Annotated in this window: 15 protein-coding genes and 1 tRNA gene; 6 read left to right on the plus strand and 10 right to left on the minus strand. The window is 51.4% G+C overall.

All coding sequences use genetic code 11. The features are described from left to right. Positions 1 to 205 precede the first annotated feature (205 nt). The 3 genes from AAC022_RS00455 to AAC022_RS00465 all read right to left on the minus strand — a co-directional run bounded on the left by AAC022_RS00455 (position 206) and on the right by AAC022_RS00465 (position 2684). The gene (locus AAC022_RS00455; protein ID WP_339726919.1) at positions 206 to 688 is read right to left on the minus strand and encodes a hypothetical protein; all 483 of its coding nucleotides are present in this window, start codon (positions 686 to 688) and stop codon (positions 206 to 208) included. An 80-nt stretch (positions 689 to 768) separates the two neighbouring features. Then, positions 769 to 2340, minus strand: coding sequence for a TolC family protein (locus tag AAC022_RS00460; RefSeq protein ID WP_339726921.1), 1572 nt, complete (start codon positions 2338 to 2340; stop codon positions 769 to 771). Between the two features lie 270 nt (positions 2341 to 2610). Then, positions 2611 to 2684, minus strand: a tRNA-Val gene (locus tag AAC022_RS00465). A gap of 275 nt (positions 2685 to 2959) precedes the next feature. Between AAC022_RS00465 and thrS the strand changes: the two genes are divergently transcribed. From thrS to AAC022_RS00485, 4 genes are all read left to right on the plus strand, one after another. Next, positions 2960 to 5140, plus strand: coding sequence for a threonine--tRNA ligase (gene thrS, locus AAC022_RS00470; protein ID WP_339726924.1), 2181 nt, complete (start codon positions 2960 to 2962; stop codon positions 5138 to 5140). A gap of 303 nt (positions 5141 to 5443) precedes the next feature. After that, the gene (locus tag AAC022_RS00475) at positions 5444 to 6811 is read left to right on the plus strand and encodes an aspartate aminotransferase family protein (protein WP_339726926.1); all 1368 of its coding nucleotides are present in this window, start codon (positions 5444 to 5446) and stop codon (positions 6809 to 6811) included. Between the two features lie 32 nt (positions 6812 to 6843). Further along, positions 6844 to 7386 (plus strand): G/U mismatch-specific DNA glycosylase, encoded by a 543-nt coding sequence (gene mug, locus AAC022_RS00480; protein WP_339726928.1) that lies wholly within the window; start codon positions 6844 to 6846, stop codon positions 7384 to 7386. Positions 7387 to 7586: 200 nt separating this feature from the next. Next, positions 7587 to 8147 (plus strand): hypothetical protein, encoded by a 561-nt coding sequence (locus tag AAC022_RS00485; RefSeq protein ID WP_339726930.1) that lies wholly within the window; start codon positions 7587 to 7589, stop codon positions 8145 to 8147. A gap of 6 nt (positions 8148 to 8153) precedes the next feature. Here the strand turns inward: AAC022_RS00485 and AAC022_RS00490 are convergent, their stop codons facing one another. Beyond that, positions 8154 to 9257, minus strand: coding sequence for a hypothetical protein (locus AAC022_RS00490; RefSeq protein ID WP_339726932.1), 1104 nt, complete (start codon positions 9255 to 9257; stop codon positions 8154 to 8156). Between the two features lie 268 nt (positions 9258 to 9525). Here AAC022_RS00490 and AAC022_RS00495 point away from each other — a divergent pair, with 268 nt between their 5' ends. Further along, positions 9526 to 9981 carry a hypothetical protein gene (locus AAC022_RS00495; protein ID WP_339726934.1) on the plus strand — a complete coding sequence of 152 codons (456 nt, stop codon included), beginning with the start codon at positions 9526 to 9528 and terminating at the stop codon, positions 9979 to 9981. A gap of 429 nt (positions 9982 to 10410) precedes the next feature. On the opposite strand, the gene AAC022_RS00500 is transcribed toward AAC022_RS00495, so the two are convergent. Both AAC022_RS00500 and lhgO read right to left on the minus strand, forming a co-directional pair. After that, positions 10411 to 11586, minus strand: coding sequence for a glycosyltransferase (locus AAC022_RS00500; RefSeq protein WP_339726936.1), 1176 nt, complete (start codon positions 11584 to 11586; stop codon positions 10411 to 10413). A gap of 19 nt (positions 11587 to 11605) precedes the next feature. Next, positions 11606 to 12805: an L-2-hydroxyglutarate oxidase gene (gene lhgO / locus AAC022_RS00505; protein ID WP_339726938.1), complete on the minus strand. Its 1200-nt coding sequence runs from the start codon at positions 12803 to 12805 to the stop codon at positions 11606 to 11608. A 123-nt stretch (positions 12806 to 12928) separates the two neighbouring features. Here lhgO and AAC022_RS00510 point away from each other — a divergent pair, with 123 nt between their 5' ends. Next, positions 12929 to 14302 (plus strand): dipeptidase, encoded by a 1374-nt coding sequence (locus tag AAC022_RS00510; protein ID WP_339726940.1) that lies wholly within the window; start codon positions 12929 to 12931, stop codon positions 14300 to 14302. A gap of 308 nt (positions 14303 to 14610) precedes the next feature. Here AAC022_RS00510 and AAC022_RS00515 read toward each other — a convergent pair whose 3' ends face one another. The 4 genes from AAC022_RS00515 to AAC022_RS00530 all read right to left on the minus strand — a co-directional run bounded on the left by AAC022_RS00515 (position 14611) and on the right by AAC022_RS00530 (position 18962). Beyond that, positions 14611 to 15279, minus strand: coding sequence for a nitroreductase family protein (locus AAC022_RS00515; RefSeq protein WP_339726941.1), 669 nt, complete (start codon positions 15277 to 15279; stop codon positions 14611 to 14613). Positions 15280 to 16322: 1043 nt separating this feature from the next. Beyond that, on the minus strand, positions 16323 to 17666 hold the full coding sequence (locus AAC022_RS00520) for a DUF1501 domain-containing protein (RefSeq protein ID WP_339726943.1): 1344 nt from the start codon (positions 17664 to 17666) through the stop codon (positions 16323 to 16325). A 135-nt stretch (positions 17667 to 17801) separates the two neighbouring features. Next, a complete protein-coding gene (gene folK / locus AAC022_RS00525; RefSeq protein WP_339726944.1) occupies positions 17802 to 18542 on the minus strand; it encodes a 2-amino-4-hydroxy-6-hydroxymethyldihydropteridine diphosphokinase in 741 nt (246 codons plus the stop codon). 249 nt (positions 18543 to 18791) lie between these two features. Further along, positions 18792 to 18962: a Flp family type IVb pilin gene (locus AAC022_RS00530; RefSeq protein WP_339726945.1), complete on the minus strand. Its 171-nt coding sequence runs from the start codon at positions 18960 to 18962 to the stop codon at positions 18792 to 18794. Between the last annotated feature and the right edge of the window lie 322 nt (positions 18963 to 19284).

A 19284-nucleotide genomic window follows, 5' to 3' on the forward strand; every position in this document is an offset into this window, starting at 1 on the left:
AAAAACCGGCCAGTCGCCCTGTTTCAAATGTGTTCATTCTGTGCCATCGCAGATAATGGCAGACGGGCTCTGAGAATTCAGGAAACGTTTTGTCCCGAAAATCAAACTGGATATCAAACCGGAAATCCAAGTAGATGAGGACAAGACAACCGTTCGCGTGCGCAGAAAATATGAAACGGTATTCCGTCAGCGCGCAGCGCAGTCTTTATAGCAAAGACACACAGAGTAGAATCTGCGCAGACTTGAAAGTCTGTGCCGCAGGGCTGTGACTCTCGCTAAGAGAGTCTTCAGAGAAATCCGTCTGAGTCACGGAGACTGCCATCGGATGTGCCAGAACCTGAAACAACAGCTGTTGTTCCTGTAGCGGACCGCTGGTTGTATCCGGTAGCGCGGGTATGCTGTTAATGCGACTACAATGGCAATCAGAGTCGCTTTGACCGCACTTACCGAGACAAGCTGGCTGTTTTTCATTAGCAGCCGTGGATGTGGCAACCTGAGCACAACAGCTCTTATGTTTCACTACAGAAACAGCACTTGTTTGAGAGAGTCGACAGCAGTTGGTCTGTAATTTTTCTTCAGGCATGCTCTTCTGACAGCAGCAGCCGAATAGAGCTGCCGGGCAGAGAGTCTGTACGAACAACATTGCTGTTGTCATCCAGATCAACATCGCTCGACCAATTCGGTGCATGAAACAGACTCCTGAAGAAGTGTTACCAGACCTTCTTGTACTGTATCGCTTTCGCAGTGGGAAGTCCAGATGTGTTCCGATCAGTTCACGTCGGATAATCCAGGGACAACAGGCACATTAGAGATAGAAAAATCGTGGCCTGCTACACGACTGAGCTGTGTGAGTGAAATTGCGAGCTCACCTATCGCCTGGTGATAGCCCAATTCGAGTGTCAGCAGATTGCGGTAATCGCGAATGACGCGATCGAACTCGACCGCCCCGCGGGAATACGATTCCTGGTCGGCCCTTAATGTCTGACGCGCCTGCGGCAGGATTGTTTCTTTATAGAGTACTGCAGTTTCTTCGGCACGATGGGCTTCCGCCAGCAATTCGGTGATCAGGGCATCATAGCGATCGAGGAGATCTTGTTCCGAGTAATTCGAAGCGAGATGTTTCCAGGTCGCTTCATTTTCGAGGGCATCGTATTTTTCTTTCCAGAGCGGAATACTGACCTGGGCACCGAGCGACCAGGGATCCTGGCCGACCTGATACAGATTCGAGGGAGGGCGATTATTATCCGTTAAGAAATAATTCGCCGAGAGGGTCAATTCCGGTCGCCGACTCAAACGAGCCACTTCAATTCCCCACCGCGTGGCTTGCATACGGAGCTGAGCCGCCTGAATCTCCGGTTGCGAATCCAAAGCACTCTGATAAACCTGCTGAGCAGATAGCTCTGGAATTTGAATTTCCAGTTCTTCCGGAGGAAATACTGCCAGATCCGCATCGCGGGCGACCAGCCGATTGACCTCCGCCTGCACAGCGACTCTCAGCTTACGATAGGTGAGAAGTCGTTCTTCGAGTTTACTGAGTTCCAGTGTACCGAGCAGGACGTCTCCCTGTGTTGCAGTCCCGGTAGCGATCTGGGCATTCGCGACATCGATCAGAGACTTCAGCAGTTGTTGATTGGCGGTCGCTGTCTCAATCTGCTGATCAATCACATATAGTCGATACCAGCCGGTACGGACCGCGGCGATAACGCGCAGACGCTCTGATAAATAATCTGCGCGAACGGCGAAGGCTTCAAAGCAGGAACGCTGTTCTTCGGCATTGAGTTTCCCGAGCCAGGGAATCGCCTGACTTGCACTCAGTACGGCACGCTGCGAGCCGGAAGCGGTTTGAATCGGATCTCCGAACACACTCGCGCCCAGCTTCGGATCGGGGAGCTTGTTGACATAGTGAGAGCGGGACGAAGCAGCATTGTACTCCTGATAAAGTCTCACCAACTGCGGGTTCTGATCGACGGCCAGCATCTCAAGCTCGTCCAGCGATTGAGAGAGCGGCAGATGTTGCATCACCAGTTCTGAATGCGTCCCGTCGGTCAATACGGTTTCGGGCCTCTCGGAACTGGTTTGCACGATCTTCGGACCAGGTACCGGCTTCGTACCAGACGCCGGCTTGGTTCCAGGCACCAGCTTCCTACCAGGCACCGGCTTCGTATCAGGCACCGGTTCCTCATCACCCAGGGAACTCAGCGCAGCGAGCCTCTTTTCGAGTTCGACTTTCGCCGACGACGTCTCTTGTACGTTTGCTGAATGAGAGGCACAGCCTGCGAGAAGCACTGCTGAGAGTGCCAGACCGAATCCGCGCACTTTGACTAAGGGATGATCCGTCATCCTGAAACCTTATTGAAATCCACCGATCGAAGTTTCGCGCAGGGAGAAAATCGTATCTGTGGTGATGTATTGAAATGGCACGGTCCACGGAAAGAATCGTCCTGATCTCTGGTCTGGCTGTGCGTACAATGCCGAATTTGTCGGTTTGACGACCAATTCCAGATCAGTCGTAATGGTTATTCGGGACGCCGGGATCAGGCAAGTGGTACACTACAGCCAGCAGTGCGCATAAAACAAGCCCTAACTCTATACGAGAAAAGGGCTTATTAGTGGACGATACTGGATTCGAACCGGTGACCTCCACGATGTCAACGTGGCGCTCTAACCAACTGAGCTAATCGTCCTGAGGTTTCAAAAGGTTACGGATCAAGGGTGTTATCGTCAAGTTCCAGAAGACGTTCTGTGAAAAAAACTGCTGAATGGAAGAGTCTCAGGTCCTGTCTGACCGATCATAGCAATTTGACAGGTTTTCGCCGATTTTGCCAACAAACGGCGAACATTGACGCGGGCTGTGCCTGTCGAATATAAAGACCGTACCTCCTTCGAACTGCCTGAGCAGTGAGCCCTTTGTAACGGCGACTGTGGTGGTTCCGACTCTAGATGAAGTCCCGATAATCGCATGATTCAAATCAAATTACCCGATGGAACCGTTAAAGAGTATTCAGACAACAGTACAGCTCTCGATGTCGCCCAGTCAATCGGTGAGCGGCTGGCCAATGCGGTCGTCGCTGCTGAAGTAGATGGAACCGTTTGTGATGCGTTTCGTCCCTTGAAAGACGTCTCCGACTCCCAGGAAATCTCACTCCGCCTGCTGACCGACCGCGATGCGGAAGCACTAGGCGTTTTACGTCACTCGTGTGCCCATATCATGGCCCGCGCCGTGATGCGTCTCTGGCCGGGCATTCAACTCGCGTTCGGGCCGACCCTGCCTCATGGCTTCTATTACGATTTTGGTCTGGAACACACCATCAGTGAAGATGACTTCCCCAAAATCGAAGAAGAGATGAAGAAGATCATCAAAGAAGAAGAGCCGTTCGAGCGGTTCTCTCTCGATCGTGTGGAAGCGGTTTCATTCGTGAACGAGATGGACCAGCATTCGAAAGCCGAACATATTGAAACAGGGCTTTCTGATCATGGGCAGCTCAGCTTCTATCGGCAGGGCGAATTTGTTGACTTGTGTCGTGGTCCACACATTCCGAATGCAAGCAAAGTCAAAGCGTTTAAGCTGCTGTCGATCGCCGGTTCGTACTGGAAAGGGGACGCCGGCAACAAACCGCTCCAGCGTCTGTACGGCACCGCCTTTTTCAGCAAGAAAGATATGAAAAAGTATCTGGAACAGATCGAAGAAGCGAAACGCCGCGATCATCGGGTGCTGGGGAAAAAGCTGGGGCTGTTTCAGATCAACCCCGAAGTCGGACAGGGGCTCTGTCTCTGGTTGCCCAAAGGGGCGACGATCCGTGCAGTTCTGGAAGACTTCATTAAGGTCGAGCTGACGCGTCTCGGTTATCAGCCGGTTTACTCGCCGCACATCGGTCGTGTGGAACTGTATGAAACCAGCGGTCACTTTCCTTATTATCGCGACTCGCAATTCGCGCCGTTGTTCGGTCATGATGCCGGCCAACTGGTCGATTTCTGGGTACGAAAGCTGGAAGAAGACACGCTGTCAGATGAGGATGAAGCGACCTTTTTGAAATCATCGCGGGTGATGAACTGCGATTTCGAATTTCCTCCCGGTGCGAGCCGTGAAGAGAAAATTCAGATTCTCAAGGACTGGGAGCACAAACACGAACGATATCTGCTGAAGCCGATGAACTGTCCGCATCATGCAGAGATGTATAAAGCGATCCCGCACAGCTATCGGGATCTGCCCGTGCGTCTGGCTGAATTCGGGACCGTGTATCGTCACGAACAAACCGGGGAATTGAACGGCATGCTGCGGGTCCGCGGGTTGACTCAGGACGACGCACATATTTTCTGTACTCCGGAGCAGGTGGAAGGCGAATTCAAGGCGACTCTAGAGCTGGTGAAATTCGTACTGGCCTCGGTCGGCCTGGATAATTTCCGCGTGCAGCTTTCACTGCGCGAGCCGGGCAGCGATAAGTATGTGGGCAGTGAAGAGAACTGGCAGCATGCGGAAGACAGTCTGCGGAAAGTACTCGAAGCCTCGGGCATGCCTTATAGTGAGTGCGAAGGAGAAGCCGCGTTTTATGGTCCGAAAGCCGACTTTATGGTCTCGGACTGTATCGGCCGTGAATGGCAACTGGGAACCGTGCAGCTCGATTACAATTTGCCGGAACGGTTCAAGCTGGAATATACGGGCTCGGACAATCAGCCGCATCGTCCCGTGATGATTCACCGTGCTCCGTTCGGCTCAATGGAACGCTTCACGGGAATGTTGATCGAACATTTCGCAGGTGCATTTCCGCTCTGGCTGGCACCGGAACAGATTCGTGTCTTACCTGTCAGTGATAAGACGCTGGACTACGCGAACGAAGTCGCCGCCCAACTGCGGCAGAACGGGTTTCGAATTTCGATCGACACCCGCAGCTCGAAGGTCAACGCGAAAATTCGCGATGCCCAGCTGGAACTGATTCCGTATATGTTCATTGTTGGTCCCAAAGAAGCCGAACAGACTGCAGTCGCGGTGCGAGATCGCATCGATGGCGATCTCGGTCCGATGCCTTTAGCCGACGCGATTGCCAAGCTAAAGGCGGAAGCCGATCAACGGCTCGTGCGGCAGGTGGTCAAAAGCAGCTTCTCCGGCATTGAAGGACAGACAGAGAAATCGAACGAGTATTAAACAATTTGTAGGGGCAGCCCTATGTGGCTGCCCGCTATATCTGACTGCCAGCGTATTGTTTTGCAAATGGTTCAACTGGTCCCATCTGGACGACAACTCTAAATTGAGACCGTCCAGGCGGGCGGGCACATGGACCCGCCCCTACATTTGTGTGCTCGATCACTTTGATATTTGGTTCTGATTCCGATATAAATCAGGTAACACGAATTTGTTACTTTTTTAAAGAAATCAAATCCGTGGGCAACGACGATATCTGACAATGCTTCAGAATTCTTTCATACTAATTTTTGTGAGTACAACGCCATGAGCCAGGCAGTGGGACAGCAGATTGAAGCTGATTTTTTTGCGAAATTTCCGACATCGGCACAAGATTACCAAAAAGCGTGTACGCTGTTTCCGAGTGGTGTCACACACGACGGCCGATACATGAAGCCATTCCCGATTTATGTGGATCGTGCGTTGGGTGCTCATAAATATGATGTCGACGGCAACGACATTATCGACTTCTGGAGCGGTCATGGGGCACTGATTCTGGGACACAGTCATCCAGACATGGTCAAGGCGGTACAGGATCAGGTCGCGAAGGGAACGCACTTCGGCGCCTGCCACGAGCTGGAACTGGAATGGGGTGATCTGGTACGTCAGCTGGTTCCCTCCTGTGAGATGCTGCGGTTCACCAGCAGTGGTACTGAAGCCACTATGATGGCACTGCGAGTGGCTCGCATCGCGACTGGCAAAACCAAAGTCATCAAGTTCGCCGGCCACTTTCATGGCTGGCACGATCTGCTCACCCAGGCTTCCGAGCCGCCGCATGATGATAAAACCTACGCCATGCCCGGCGTTACCAACGGGGTGTCCGATGAACTGGTTATCATCCGTCCCAACGATCTGGATCTGGTCGAACGAACGATCGCCGAACATGATCCCGCCTGCCTCATTATCGAAGCGACCGGCAGTCGCTGGGGGGTGGTTCCGCTGGAAGACGGTTTCCTGAAGGGGCTACGCAAGTTGACGGCGGACAAAGGCGTGCTGATGATTATGGATGAAGTCATCAGCGGTTTCCGTGTCGCTCCCGGCGGTATGCAGGAAGTCTGTGACATCGTTCCCGATTTGACATCGTTGGCGAAAATTGTTGCCGGGGGGCTACCCGGCGGCTGTCTGGCGGGACGTGCTGATCTGATGCAGGCGATTGCCTTTGATAATCCCTTCGGTCAAAAAATGAAACACCCGGGAACGTATAATGCGAATCCACTTTCCGCTGCCGCGGGAATTGCCGTGTTGAAACAGGTTGCTACAGGAGAGCCCTGCCGCAAAGCGAGTGAGAGTGCTGCCAAACTACGAAGAGGCATGAATGAAGTCCTGACCCGCAAGAATGTGAACTGGGTTGTTTACGGACAGTTTTCAATTATCAAAGTCTTCCCCGGTTACGATGGTCCACGGCCCACGGATGATTCGTTCGTGCCATACAATAACGATTTTGATCGTCTGGACTGCAAGCATGATGCCCAATTGGGACACGCGTTTCGCTGTGCTCTGCTGCTGAATGGGGTCGACTGGTTTGGCTGGGGGGCGATGACAACCGCCGCTCATACCGATGAAGATATTGATTTTACAATCAATGCCTTCGAGAGTGCCATTGATATCATGCGGAATGACGGCGTCATCGACTAAAGCAGAGAGAGCGAAACAGGAGTCTGAAACGCGTGGAAGAAATCTGGAAGCCAACGGCGAAAGATCTGGAACAGGCCATTCACAAACAGCTTCCCGATCTGATTGAAACAGGATTGAAAGCGCTGTTTGTCGGCACGAATCCGGGCTTGTATTCGGCGGCGGTGGGACATCACTTTGCGCGGCCCGGCAACCGCTTCTGGCCAGCCATGCATCGGGGTAAAATTACCGAGCGACTCTATTCACCGTTCGAAGATGATAAACTGCTCAAGCGAGGAGGCGGGTTGACGAACATTGTGAGCCGTGCCTCCAAACGAGCCGACGAACTTTCCAAAGCAGAGCTCTACGAAGGGGCCGAGATCCTGACGAAAAAGGTCCTCAAATTTCGTCCACAAAAGGTTGTGTTTCTGGGAATCACATCCTACCGGAGTGCGTTTCAGGAAAACCAGGCACAGGTCGGCTTGCAGGAACAGACCATTGGCGAGTCGGAAATCTGGGTCCTGCCCAACCCGAGTGGATTGAATGCCCACTACCAGATCCCTGCCCTGGGGAAAATCTTTGCACAAATGTGGCGCTAACCACTCAACCTATCTTGCCTGCTTTACGATGGAAATTTGATTTCCCGCGCGAAATTTCCATTCGTCGGGAATTGATTGAATGCGACCGTTTTATCGCGACGATGAAAGTCTATATCCGGTCAGAGAAGCTGCGCAATGATTGTCGGCGATTCTGGTTAAACCACATGTGACTCTCATCTACTGCCTGAGCAGGTTGCTCCATGAAACGAAAACCGATCTCCCGCTGGCATCGAAGTATGCTGCTGCTGGTCTGCGCTCTGATGCTCAGTCAGCAGGGGTGTTTTCAACACCGGGAGCGTTATAATCTGGCCAGTTTCTGGATGGATTATAATACGCTGCGAGCACCGGCGATCTTTTTTGAGAAAAAGCGGCACTTCCCGTACAAGGCCAAACAGGTCTCACTGTTTCACTGGCAATACGGGGTGACGCCGGGACGGGATTTAAAGTACGTCCGACCTGATCTGGTGGGTTACAATGTGGAAGAAGAAGCGGCTGCCGTCAATCGCGTGTTGAATATCAGTGCGACAGAGGACTCTCTGCAACCTGTGATGGAACCGCTACAGGAAATGAATTCCAGTACGAAGATGAGCGGGAAGCCAACGGTGAATCCGAATCAAGGCATGAGTGTCGCACCGCCCCAAGTGAAGTTGAAGCCGCACGTTCAAAAAACACAGATCAGAAAGAATGCCCGGTTTTCGGTAGAGATTATCCCGCCTCCCCCTGCACCAGCGGCTGGCCCTGCTGAGCCACTCGTTCCCTGAACCCGCTTACCGTGTTGGCGCGCTGACGCGTGGCTTAAAGACGGTGATCCAGATGAAGGGTTGCCCGCGTTCATCGATGACCAGCTTGCGAGTGAGTCCGTCGCGCCCGATGGCGTTTTTAATCAGAATGCCCCAGGTTGTCCGTTTTTTGGAAACGGTGACATTGATTTTGTCGAGATCAACCTGTTTCTTTGCGATTTCGTATTCATCGGCAATCATAGGGATGCCTGACGCCTTCGACGCCGCCATCAGCACGTCTTTCAGCGGTACGTTCGATAGTTCGACGGGAATAAAATCGAAATAGCGCGGAGCTGTCTTCTGGCGGGAGTCTTTCAAGTCCCAGCCGATAGGCCAGGGTTGCGAGGTAGACTCCCAAGGCGAAATCACCAGCTCCAATGAGCCAGATGGCGTGCGCAGAGGATGAAAGGCGAGGCCATATTGTTTCAGGGCAATCGCCAACACGGTTCCTTTCGCCAGCTTTTCGAGATCGGCTGAGACGGTGAGGTTCCCAGCATCGCCTGCGATCCGTTTCTGGGCATCGAGATCAAACCGCACGGGGAGTGAAGCGGGAAAGTCGAGTTTGCTGATGGCGGCCTTAAGAGTCAATCCCTGTACGTTAGCAGACGCGGGCTGCGCGAGTACCGCGAAGACGGTTTTAAACTGCGCGGCTGAGAGCCCCCACAGCGGTTTGCTTTCCGGCGATCCCTGTGCACCAAAGGTTTTGAGTTCGTTGATCCACTGCTTGAGTTTTGCCAGTTCGCTGCGGGAGAACTGATGGCCGGGAAAATGAATTTCACCGTTGCGGTCGAGACTGCCTGTCAAACGAACTTCACGCAGTGTGCCTCTCAGATCTTCTTTGATCTGGGGTTTATCATCCAGCACGGCCCGCCGGGTGCGGATGGGAATATTCAAATCACGAAAGACGCGGCCCCACTGCTGGGCATACAGGGCCGAGCTGGTGGTTTCCGTGAGCAGTGTGACCGAGATCGTGGTTTTGATCGGAGCCCCCTGGGGAGCCTCTCTTTTCGGAATCGTGAGCTGGGCCTGTAGACTCTGAATTTCTGCGACGCTAAATGTCAGCAGAATACAGAAGCAGAGGAAATGTTTCATAATTTTTTGCGCTGTCGATGAGTGGAACGTTCTCACTGGCAGCACTGTCGGACCAGCCGACAGTGGCACACGCGAGACTGATATTTATGCTGATTAGAGTATAGCAGATTCAATTTGCTTTGATGATAGCAAAGTTGGGAATTGGTGGTTGCAGGGTTAAGTCGATCGCATTGGCGAAAACAAAATAGTAGTTGCCTGAGCCCCAATCTATCATGTTATAATTATCCTGATGTAATTCCTTAGAAACCATGACCGAGTATTGAACCTAATGATCCCCACCTGTATAGACCAAGGCTTATTGCTGGAACGAGCAGGAGTTCTTCTCCCTTGGAAATCAACCAAGGAAGATTTAATGGCTCTGTACAGCCCAAGAATCGTCGAATCTGATCAAAAATTCATGAAAATATTTTATGAGAGTGAATTAATTTTTGAAGGATTGGAATCTCAAATCAGTATCGACTTCAGACCTCGTAGCCGTTTTACCAGTTTTGAAGTATTCACATTAAACTCAAGCCTGAATGCGCGACAAGAGTTCCGGCGTGTCTATGAGCATCTCGCTCAGGTTTTTGGGGAAACAAAGATTGATCTCGCCCTGGGTGAATTACCATATGCCAGCTGGCAGACGAAGTTCTATTCTCTTCAGTATTTTGTCTTTGAACGATTTGGAGAATACTGCGTCTTAAATTTCCAACGAAAACGAATTGCAAGTCAGTCAACGAAATGAAGCGGGGGATGTCAAATGTTGATCTTCAGTTTGAATTCGGTCACTAAATCACAAAGTGAAGAGATCGAGAATACTACATGGGATCTTTAAAATAGCTGAGAGGGGTTGATGATGAAAAGGGAATCTCTGATTTCGAAATCAGGAAGAACCCAGACTAAACGGACCGTTTAACACGACTCATTTTCTTTGAGATAATTGATCAAGATGATTGGCGGCCACTGATGTAATCGGGGGGGGGGGGACAGGCAACTGAAAACTGACAGGGTTAAATCACTAACCGTCTCACGACCGGTAATACATCCCTGTTTCCTTACTTTTGTCCCAGCGATTTAAAATAATTTTGAATCGCTTCAGTCATCACTGTCGGGCAAGTCGATAGTGGAACACGACACCATTATATTGATGTCATTTTCTTTTCATAATTCAATTTTAATACAGATTCTTTTTCAAAACATCGAGCGGGTAGATCGTATCGCGCCAGCGGACGCCGCCGTTTTTGATTGTGATCCAGGCGGAGCGCCAGATGGCAAAAGCCAAGGCCAGTGAAGCGAAGAACAGGAGTGGGGTCACGCGAAGGCCGGAGGAAAACAGAATCGCGATTGCGGCGTAGCAGAGATGTAACAGAACCACGGTGATCAAGAAGCCGATGCTCTGTGAAATTGGAAACAAGAAGGGGATAATGAACGGAGCCTGGAAAAACAGGATGAAGATCAGTGTAACCAGGATGACACGCAACAGGGAATAGTGGAACGAAGCGAACGAATTCTTTTCGACGCCGGTGATTACGCCCCAGGCCGAGGGCTGCCAGCGGACTTTGAGCTCTTGGATGCCTAGATAAAAATCCTGCCGATAGTGGTGGTGTTTGATCAACTTGCCGAGTTTGATGTCGTCGAGTACATCCAGCTTGATCGTTTCAAAGCCGCCAATCGCCTGATACACGGAGGTCCGCACGAGGTTAAACGCCCCGATGCCGATATAGGCGAAGGTCCAGCGAGTAGGCACTAACCAGAGAAACGTGCCTCCGGTGAGCAGGAAGCCGAAGAAGGTAATGAACGCCATTTCAATCAAACCGCCGCGTGCGAGTTGCGGTAACAAGCAGAGATGATCGAGCTGCTGATGCAGAAAAATGCGGGCAGCGCTGGAGATGGCGTGCGGAGTAAAGATGATGTCGCCATCCGTAAATAGCAGGAGTTCTCCGTTTGCCCGCTGCGCTGCTTGATGCATGGCGTGCGACTTTCCCATCCAGTCTGATGGCAATTCTTTGATGTGGACCACCTGCATCGAAGTCTGTTCGTTTTTTGCGGCTTCTTTGGCGACGCGTTCCATGATTGGGCCGGTCTCATCCGTAGAGCGATCATTGACGGCGATGATTTCCAGGCGGGGATAGTCAGAGGCCAACAGTGAGTTGAGCGTAACTTCAATCGTTTCGGCTTCGTCTTTGGCGGGGACGATCACCGAGATCAACGGCCATTCCGCGGGAATGTCTGTATCAGGCACACAGCGAGAGATGCGTTTGCGGATCATCATGACTAACGAGGGGGCGAGTATGACGATCCAGAAAACAATCGTCGCATAACCCCAGTAGGTGATGATCAATGCCTGCATGGAGTTGAACTTCCTTTGATTATTCGAACCGGGGTGCCAGCAGGTCGGTGACCATCGTGCCGATGCGCAGCGATGACGTCGCGGCGGGCGAGGGAGCGTTGAGGACATTGACCATGCGGTCTGATTCATCGATCAGAAAATCATCAATCAGCGTGCCATCGGGGCCCAGCGCCTGGGCGCGGACGCCTGCGGGAGCGACTTCCAGATCTTCGGCTTTGATTTCGGGAATCAGACGCTGCAGTTCTTTGACAAACGCAGGTTTGCTGCAGGAGCGCCACATTTCTTTCAGGCCGGTCTTCCAATATTTGAGTGCCATCTTCAAGAAGCCGGGATAGGTAGCGGATTCAAACAGATCGCGAATGTTGATCTGGCTTTTCGTGTAACCTTCGCGGGCAAAAGCCCAGACGGCGTTAGGACCACATTCGACGCCGCCTTGAATCATCTTTGTGAAGTGGACGCCGAGAAACGGGAACTCAGGATTGGGCACGGGATAAATCAGCGAGCGGCAGAGATGTTCCGCTTCCGGCTTGAGTTCAAAGTATTCGCCGCGAAAGGGGACGATTTTGGAGGCAGGATGTGAACCGCCCATACGGGCGACGCGGTCGCTGAACAGGCCACTGCAGTTGATGACCTGTTTCGCGGCATAATCGCCTTGCTTTGTTTGAATCGTTATATAGTCGGCGTGATGCTGAATTCCGATGACTTCGGTGCCGGTGAGAATCTGGTTCTCTTTATCCTGAATGCGTTCGGCGAGTCGAGCGGAGACCTGTTTGTAATCAACAATGCCAGTTTCAGGTACATGGATGCCGCGAATGCCGGCGACGTGCGGTTCGAGTTCTTTGAGCCGTGCTTCATCGATCATTTCACAGGTGACGCCGTTTTGCTGGCCGCGTGAAAAGATGGTGTCGAGGGCCGCGAATTCACTTTCATCGACGGCGACGATGACCTTGCCGCATTGATCCCAGGGAATTTCTTCCGCATCGCAGAAGGCTTCCATGGCAAGTTTGCCTTCACGGCAGTTGGTGGCCCTTAAGGAACCGGGTTTATAATAGATGCCTGAATGCAGCACGCCGGAGTTGTGTCCGGTCTGATGCTGGGCAACCTGCTTTTCTTTTTCGAGAAGTAAAATCGATTTATGGGGAAACCGCTGTGTGATCTGCCAGCCGGTGGCCAGGCCGATGATTCCTCCCCCAATTATTGCGACATCTACCGTTTTCATGGATGACTACTATACTCAAATGGTCCACAGGTTCTTATACTCGGACATCATGACATCATTCACGAAGTCTCTCTCACCTTCAGTGATACCATAACTTAGCAGGATCAAGGTTACAGGAAAACAATGGTTGAGCAAGTTCGCAATTATTTAGAAGAACATCAAGATCGGTTTGTCAGTGAACTGGTTGAATTATTAAAAATCCCCAGCGTGAGTGCCGACTCGACTTTGAAGTCGGAAACAAGGCGCGGTGCCGAGTTTGTTTTGAAACAACTCGAAGCAGCGGGCATTGAAAGCCGACTGGTGGAAACGGCCGGGCATCCGATTGTGTATGGGTCATGGAAGAAAGCAGCCGGCAAGCCGACGGTACTGGTTTACGGGCATTATGATGTGCAGCCTCCCGATCCGCTGGACCAGTGGACGACGCCCCCCTTCGAACCAGATATTCGCGACGGACATATTTATGCCCGCGGTGCGACGGACGACAAAGGGCAGATGTATACACACATTAAATCGGTCGAAGCGTGGATGAAAACACACGGGGAACTGCCGGTGAATGTGGTCTTCGTGATTGAAGGCGAAGAAGAAGTCGGCAGCGATAACCTCGATCTCTTTCTGGAAGAGAACAAAGATCTGGTGGCTTGCGACATCGCGGTGATCAGTGATACCAGCCAGTATGCACCGGGCATTCCGGCGATTACCTACGGCTTGCGAGGGATTTTGGCGTGTGAAGTGATCGTCCGCGGGCCAAAGCAGGATTTGCATAGCGGCGTATTTGGTGGTGCGGTCACAAACCCGGCCAATGGTCTGGCTCGTATGATCGCAGCATTACACGATGAGCAGTGGCGGGTGCAGATTCCCGGATTCTATGATGGCGTGATCGAACTCACACAGGAAGAACGCGACCAGTTCGCCGCCCTGCCCTTCGATGAGTTCGCTTTTATGGAAAGCCTGGGCGTGAATGCCGTCGATGGTGAAGAAGGCTTCAGCACACTGGAACGACGCTGGGCACGGCCCACCTGTGATGTGAACGGCATGATTTCCGGTTATACCGGGGAAGGTCCCAAGACAATTGTGCCTGCGGAAGCCCGTGTGAAGATCACTTGCCGTCTGGTGCCTGATCAGGATCCGGCTGCGTTGACGAAAGCACTGGAACAGTTTTTACGCGATCAGCTGCCGACCGGCCTGACGATGGAGTTCATCGATTTCCATGGCTGCCGGGGACTGGTGTTTGATTTTAACAGTCCGTATATGAGCGCCGCTCGATCGGCGATTGAGCAGGCCTTCGGTGCGGCTCCGGTGATGATTCGCGAAGGGGGCTCGATTCCCGTTGTGGAAACGTTCCAGAAACTCGTGGGGGTGGAAACACTTTTACTTGGCTGGGGCCAGAACACTGACAATCTACATAGCCCGAACGAACGCTTTTCTCTCGAATCATTTCGACAGGGAACCCTGGCCAGTGCCCTGCTCTGGCAGAAGCTGGCGGAAATTCAGGTGTGAGATTTTAATACCACGAAATTCACGAACGTGTGGGAATTAAAAAGTGAGCGTACCGGGTGGTCCCGAATGCAATTCGGGATTGCTGTAAGCAACAGGAAACTGACAGGGTATTTGAACGAATTTTAATATCACACCAATCTTTAACGATCACTCAAATATCTCGAGCACTATTCCTTGTTCTGGTTCTCTGCCAGATTCCTGCTCGCTGCGCTCGGCCCGAATTTTATTCGGGCCCACCCAATATTTGTGAGTGGAAATTGGATGAGGATTATCAAACAAAAAAGTGAATATGTATGATTTGGTTGTTCTCAAAGGGTCACTTCGCGAATCCACTGATCACTCCGATTATTTCGCTGGCTCCCTGCTTTGCGCTCTTTGGAATCATCCATCATTTCCGGGTACTCAACAAAGACGGCTGCCAGTAATCGTTCCTGCTTGGAAATGCCCAGATAATTGAACATCTCGGGTCCCCGCAGTTTTCCGCCACTCGACCAGTAGTTTCCCATGCCGTGGGCGGTCAGCATCAGTAATAGATTCTGGACCATGGCTGAAGCAGCAGCCAGGTGTTCTTCGTCACGTGCGATTTGTGCTTCTCGGTCGAGTTTGGAAGCATGCTGCGATTCAAGGTCATAGAACTCCGGTAGCCATGTCACGAGCACTAACGCACTACAAGCGGCTGCCAGCCTGGGCCCTTTTGTGGTGACGTTTAACTCATCACGCAGGTAAATCGCCGCCTGTTTTGCTTCCTCATGCCATAAGACATGCGCACGCCACGGTTCCGCTAAACCATCGACTTTCCGTGGATAGTGAAATGGAGCCCAGCCCGCAGTCTTAATCGCCTGGAGTACAATTTCTCGATTCCGTTCCGCTACGTCAGTGGGAACAGGCCGGTGTGACTCAATATCACAGAGTACTTTTTCCGTCTTGCGTTTTCGGATTATGGTTTCCATGGTCTCTGGTGATGTTCTGTCGGGCATCTTTAATCCTTCGAGTCTCTTCACGCGACAAAGCTGGCGTAAGTGATTCCATATCGTGTTAACTGAGTGTTGCGATTTGAAGTGTATTTGACAGAATATCCATCGAAAAGTACAGCGTGATATTTCTGTAGTCGAAACGCTGCTACTCGGTTGGGAACAGAACATCGATAACCCAGCAGATCGAACGAACGGTATTTACTGGACTCATTTCGCCAGGGAACACTGACCTGTCCCCTGCTCTGGCAGGAACTGTCGGAAATTCAGGTGTGAGCGTTGGTTGAGATCGGGTAGAATGGAACGTGCTGCTTCGTTTTTTTACTACCACGAAAAACACGAAAGTTCACGAAATCATTTTTAAGTTACTGTACCTGAGGATTCTTTTTATTTCTGAATTGCATTCGAGGCTACCCATTTTGATGTAACGGATGCTTTTTCTCATTCACTGTTGGCAAGCCAACAGTGCCAGCCGGTTGTGGCTGATGAGGTTGAGAAAAACGATGCGTCGTCTCGGATTGTTGTTGAATCTGATGTCAGATGACAGAGATTTGGAGCCTGGTTCAAGCACTGTCGGGCAAGCCGATCAGTGGCACACGGACGTTGTTAATTACTGTTTGATTGCGGACAGGGAAACGGGCTTATTCTTGTATTTGGGTGTTGTGACTGCTGGTAACTTATGATTTGGAATTATGCTGGAGGGCGTGGTTGGTGCAAGGCGCATTCTTGTTGAACATGGTTCTGCGTTTGTTTAAATCGTCTCCAAGTGTGTCATTTTATGGTTCGTTGCGACACTCTTGAAACTGATCATATTGAAGTAATGACGGCGTTTTTACTATTGGTTCGCGTATGCATAGCGGCTTTTATAGTGCTGCATCTGACAGGTGCTGAATTCATCAGTATTTCCCTCACGCGCGCGACGCAGGCCTTGTATGATGGCGGAGGGCGGCGTGAGGTCAAGGTGTAAAAAACGCCCTGTTTCCAGGGCGTTGAGGTGTCTTTGAATTGTCATGAGATTGTCAAGTGGATTTCATTTTCGCACGGATTGCTTAAACGAGTTCAGGCATGACTTTGTACTGGTTGGTGTCGACCAAGTAGCGGGGTCGTCCCTGGAGATCCGTGACGGTGCTGTTTTCGACGTTGATTCCCAGATTGTGATACAGGGTTGCAAAGACTTCCTGGAAATGCACGGGACGGGTTTCTGCATATTCGCCGAGACGGTTGGTGGAGCCGATGACCTGACCGGTTTTCATGCCGCCCCCTGCGAGCAAGGCTGTGGAAACACGGGGCCAGTGATCGCGGCCTCCATTGGCATTGATTTTGGGAGTTCGACCGAATTCACCCCAGACGACGACAGTAACGTCGTCGAGCATGCCACGATGTTCGAGGTCTTCTACGAGGGCGGTGACCCCTTGATCGAGCATCGGCATGTCTTCGCGGCCGCGATTGAAGTTTCCGCTGTGCCAGTCCCAGCGACTGAAGGCGAGCGTCACACAGCGGGCACCGGCTTCAATCAGACGGCGGGCTGTGAGGAAATCATCGAGTAGTTTTGGTCCACCGTCGGCGCGAAGCTGTTTGGTCCCTCGGCCGTAACGGTCACGGAGCTGCTGATCTTCTTTGGAAAGATCAAGGGCATCGGCGAGTTTGCTGGAGGTGAGAATTCCAAACGCCTGCTGTGTGAACGAATCGAGGCCTTGCATCATGCCAGACGAATCGACTTTGCTGCGGAACTGATCGAGCGAGTTGAGAACCTGCTTTCGGTTATCGAGTCGATCGAGAGTAATGCCGTTGAGCGTCATGTTCGCCATGCCTTCGCCGTTAGGTCGGAAGGGAGCGTGTGCTAAACCGAGAAAGCCAGGCTCACCGGCGCGAGCCCATTCCATATGGCCCATTTTCGGAGAGAGACCGAGGAACGGAGGCACCGAAGGATCGACGGCGCCATATTTTTTGGAGAGGACTGATCCCAAACAAGGCCAGCCGCCGAGTGGCTGGTTATTGAATCGCTGACCAGTGAGACATTGAAAGGCGTCGTGTCTTCCATCTGAACCGACCATGGAACGAATGAAGGCAAACTTGTCGGCCATTTGTGCCATGCGTGGGAATTGATCGCCGATTTCAATGCCGGAAACGTTGGTTTGGATCGCGTTGAATTCACCACGAATTTCGCTGGGAGCATCGACTTTGATATCCCACATATCCTGATGGGACGGACCTCCCGGCAGGAAGATCATGATGACGCCTTTGTGGTTCTTCCGCTGTGGCGTTGCTGCTTCTGCCTGCAGGATTTGCGGGAGCGACATGCCACCTAACGCGAGGCCACCGATTGAAAGAAAGTTTCTGCGTGTAATCTGATCACAGAATTTACTTTTTTGAGAACCCAGGATATTCAACATCGTGTCAGGTCTCCAAATTCAAAAAGGTGGGAGGAGCATGGTGGGCAAGACTGACAGAATCAACCCGTCTGTGTGAATCTGATCAGCCCTCATATTAAACATCGGCGAATCTTAATATTATAGTATAGATGTTTTTTACTGGAAATCTAGCGCAGATTGCAAGACATGAATGATTTGTCCAGTAATGTTTTGCTCTTTCGAAAGAGCCAGACGCGGCAAAACAGGGAGTGAATCCCAATTTGGTGCCGATTGAGGAGTGCCCAGCCAGGCAATTAATGTGGGTTCTTCTGCCTGGGACATATTTTCGGTTAATTCCCAACAGGTAAATACAACATCGGGATACTGAGGCTTTAACTCTTCAATCAGGGCTGCTGTCTCGTCCGGTGGTAATCCAGCGATAGAGAATATAAAGGGTTGTTTCAGCAGTCGCTGCCTAAGTTGTTTGATGGTGATGTGTTTCAGCGGATGCAAAACGTCGGGGGCGATTTCGGTTAATGGATCGAGCACAAAGCGACGGTACCAGAACGCAGGATGCGGAATGAGTAAACCGGCCGATTCAAAAACGAGTTGATCGTACAGCAGCAAATCCAGATCGAGTGTACGGGCACTCCAGCGAACTTCGCGAACGCGGCCCATTTCTGTTTCGACGGATTGCAATTCTGCCAGCAGTGCTTCAGGCAAGAGACTGGTTGAAAGATGGGCGGCCCCGTTAAGGAACGTGGCATCGGTTTGGCTGCCTACCGGTGCGGTTTCTACCCATTGGCTGGTATTGATCAGCGAAATCTCAGGATGCTGGTTCAGTCGATCCAGTGCCTGGGAAAATGTTTCCCGGACATTCCCCTGGTTTCCTCCCAAAGCGATATAGCAGTCAGGCATAGCCGTTCCGTGAGACTGAAGAAAAGTGTATTTTGATCTGTATTGACTGCCTGTGTCCAGGTTGATTGAAACGCATCCAGGGTCATTCGGACCGAGTATAATAGCACGGATGACTTTATGGTTAAATGGGATGCGCTCTCAAAGTTTAGTCAATCAGTAGAGAAGTGCAATTCCACAGAGAGTGGATTGAATATCGGGAAGTGATGCGCGTTGCGCGAGAAAGAATAGGAGCGCGTACAAAAAAGAAGCTTAGCCGTGATTTTGTAATTCGGTCGTGGCGTTTTCGAATAATGCGTTCGTGCGTGTTCCGACTGCAGCGATGGCGGCGATACAAACCATAACAATGGCTGCCAGCATCACAGCATATTCCACCGCGGTGGGACCATCTTCTTCTATTAGCAATCGTTTGAGAAATTGCATGTCTACAACCCTTAGGACAAATGGCAGTCTGAAATTACCTGTCGACATCAAATAAGTGGTTCTTGGGCGTCAGTTCTGTGAGAGAACGCACTCTGACTCCGATTGCATAAATTTACCTCACGTTTTGATAAGGAGATCCGTAAAAACGGGAAAAGTTGTCCTAAATTTCTAAATTTGTAGATACGAAACCGGAATTTTCCCAGGGAATTAGAAGGAATGGCGGTTGGGAGTCTGTTCAGACTGGCATATTCGACGGTCCCCTGTCACAATAAGCGATACAAACTCTCTCCCACTGCAGACCCCAATTTGGTCAGGAACAGTC

This window comes from uncultured Gimesia sp. (assembly GCF_963976445.1).
In the GTDB taxonomy this organism is placed as follows: domain Bacteria; phylum Planctomycetota; class Planctomycetia; order Planctomycetales; family Planctomycetaceae; genus Gimesia.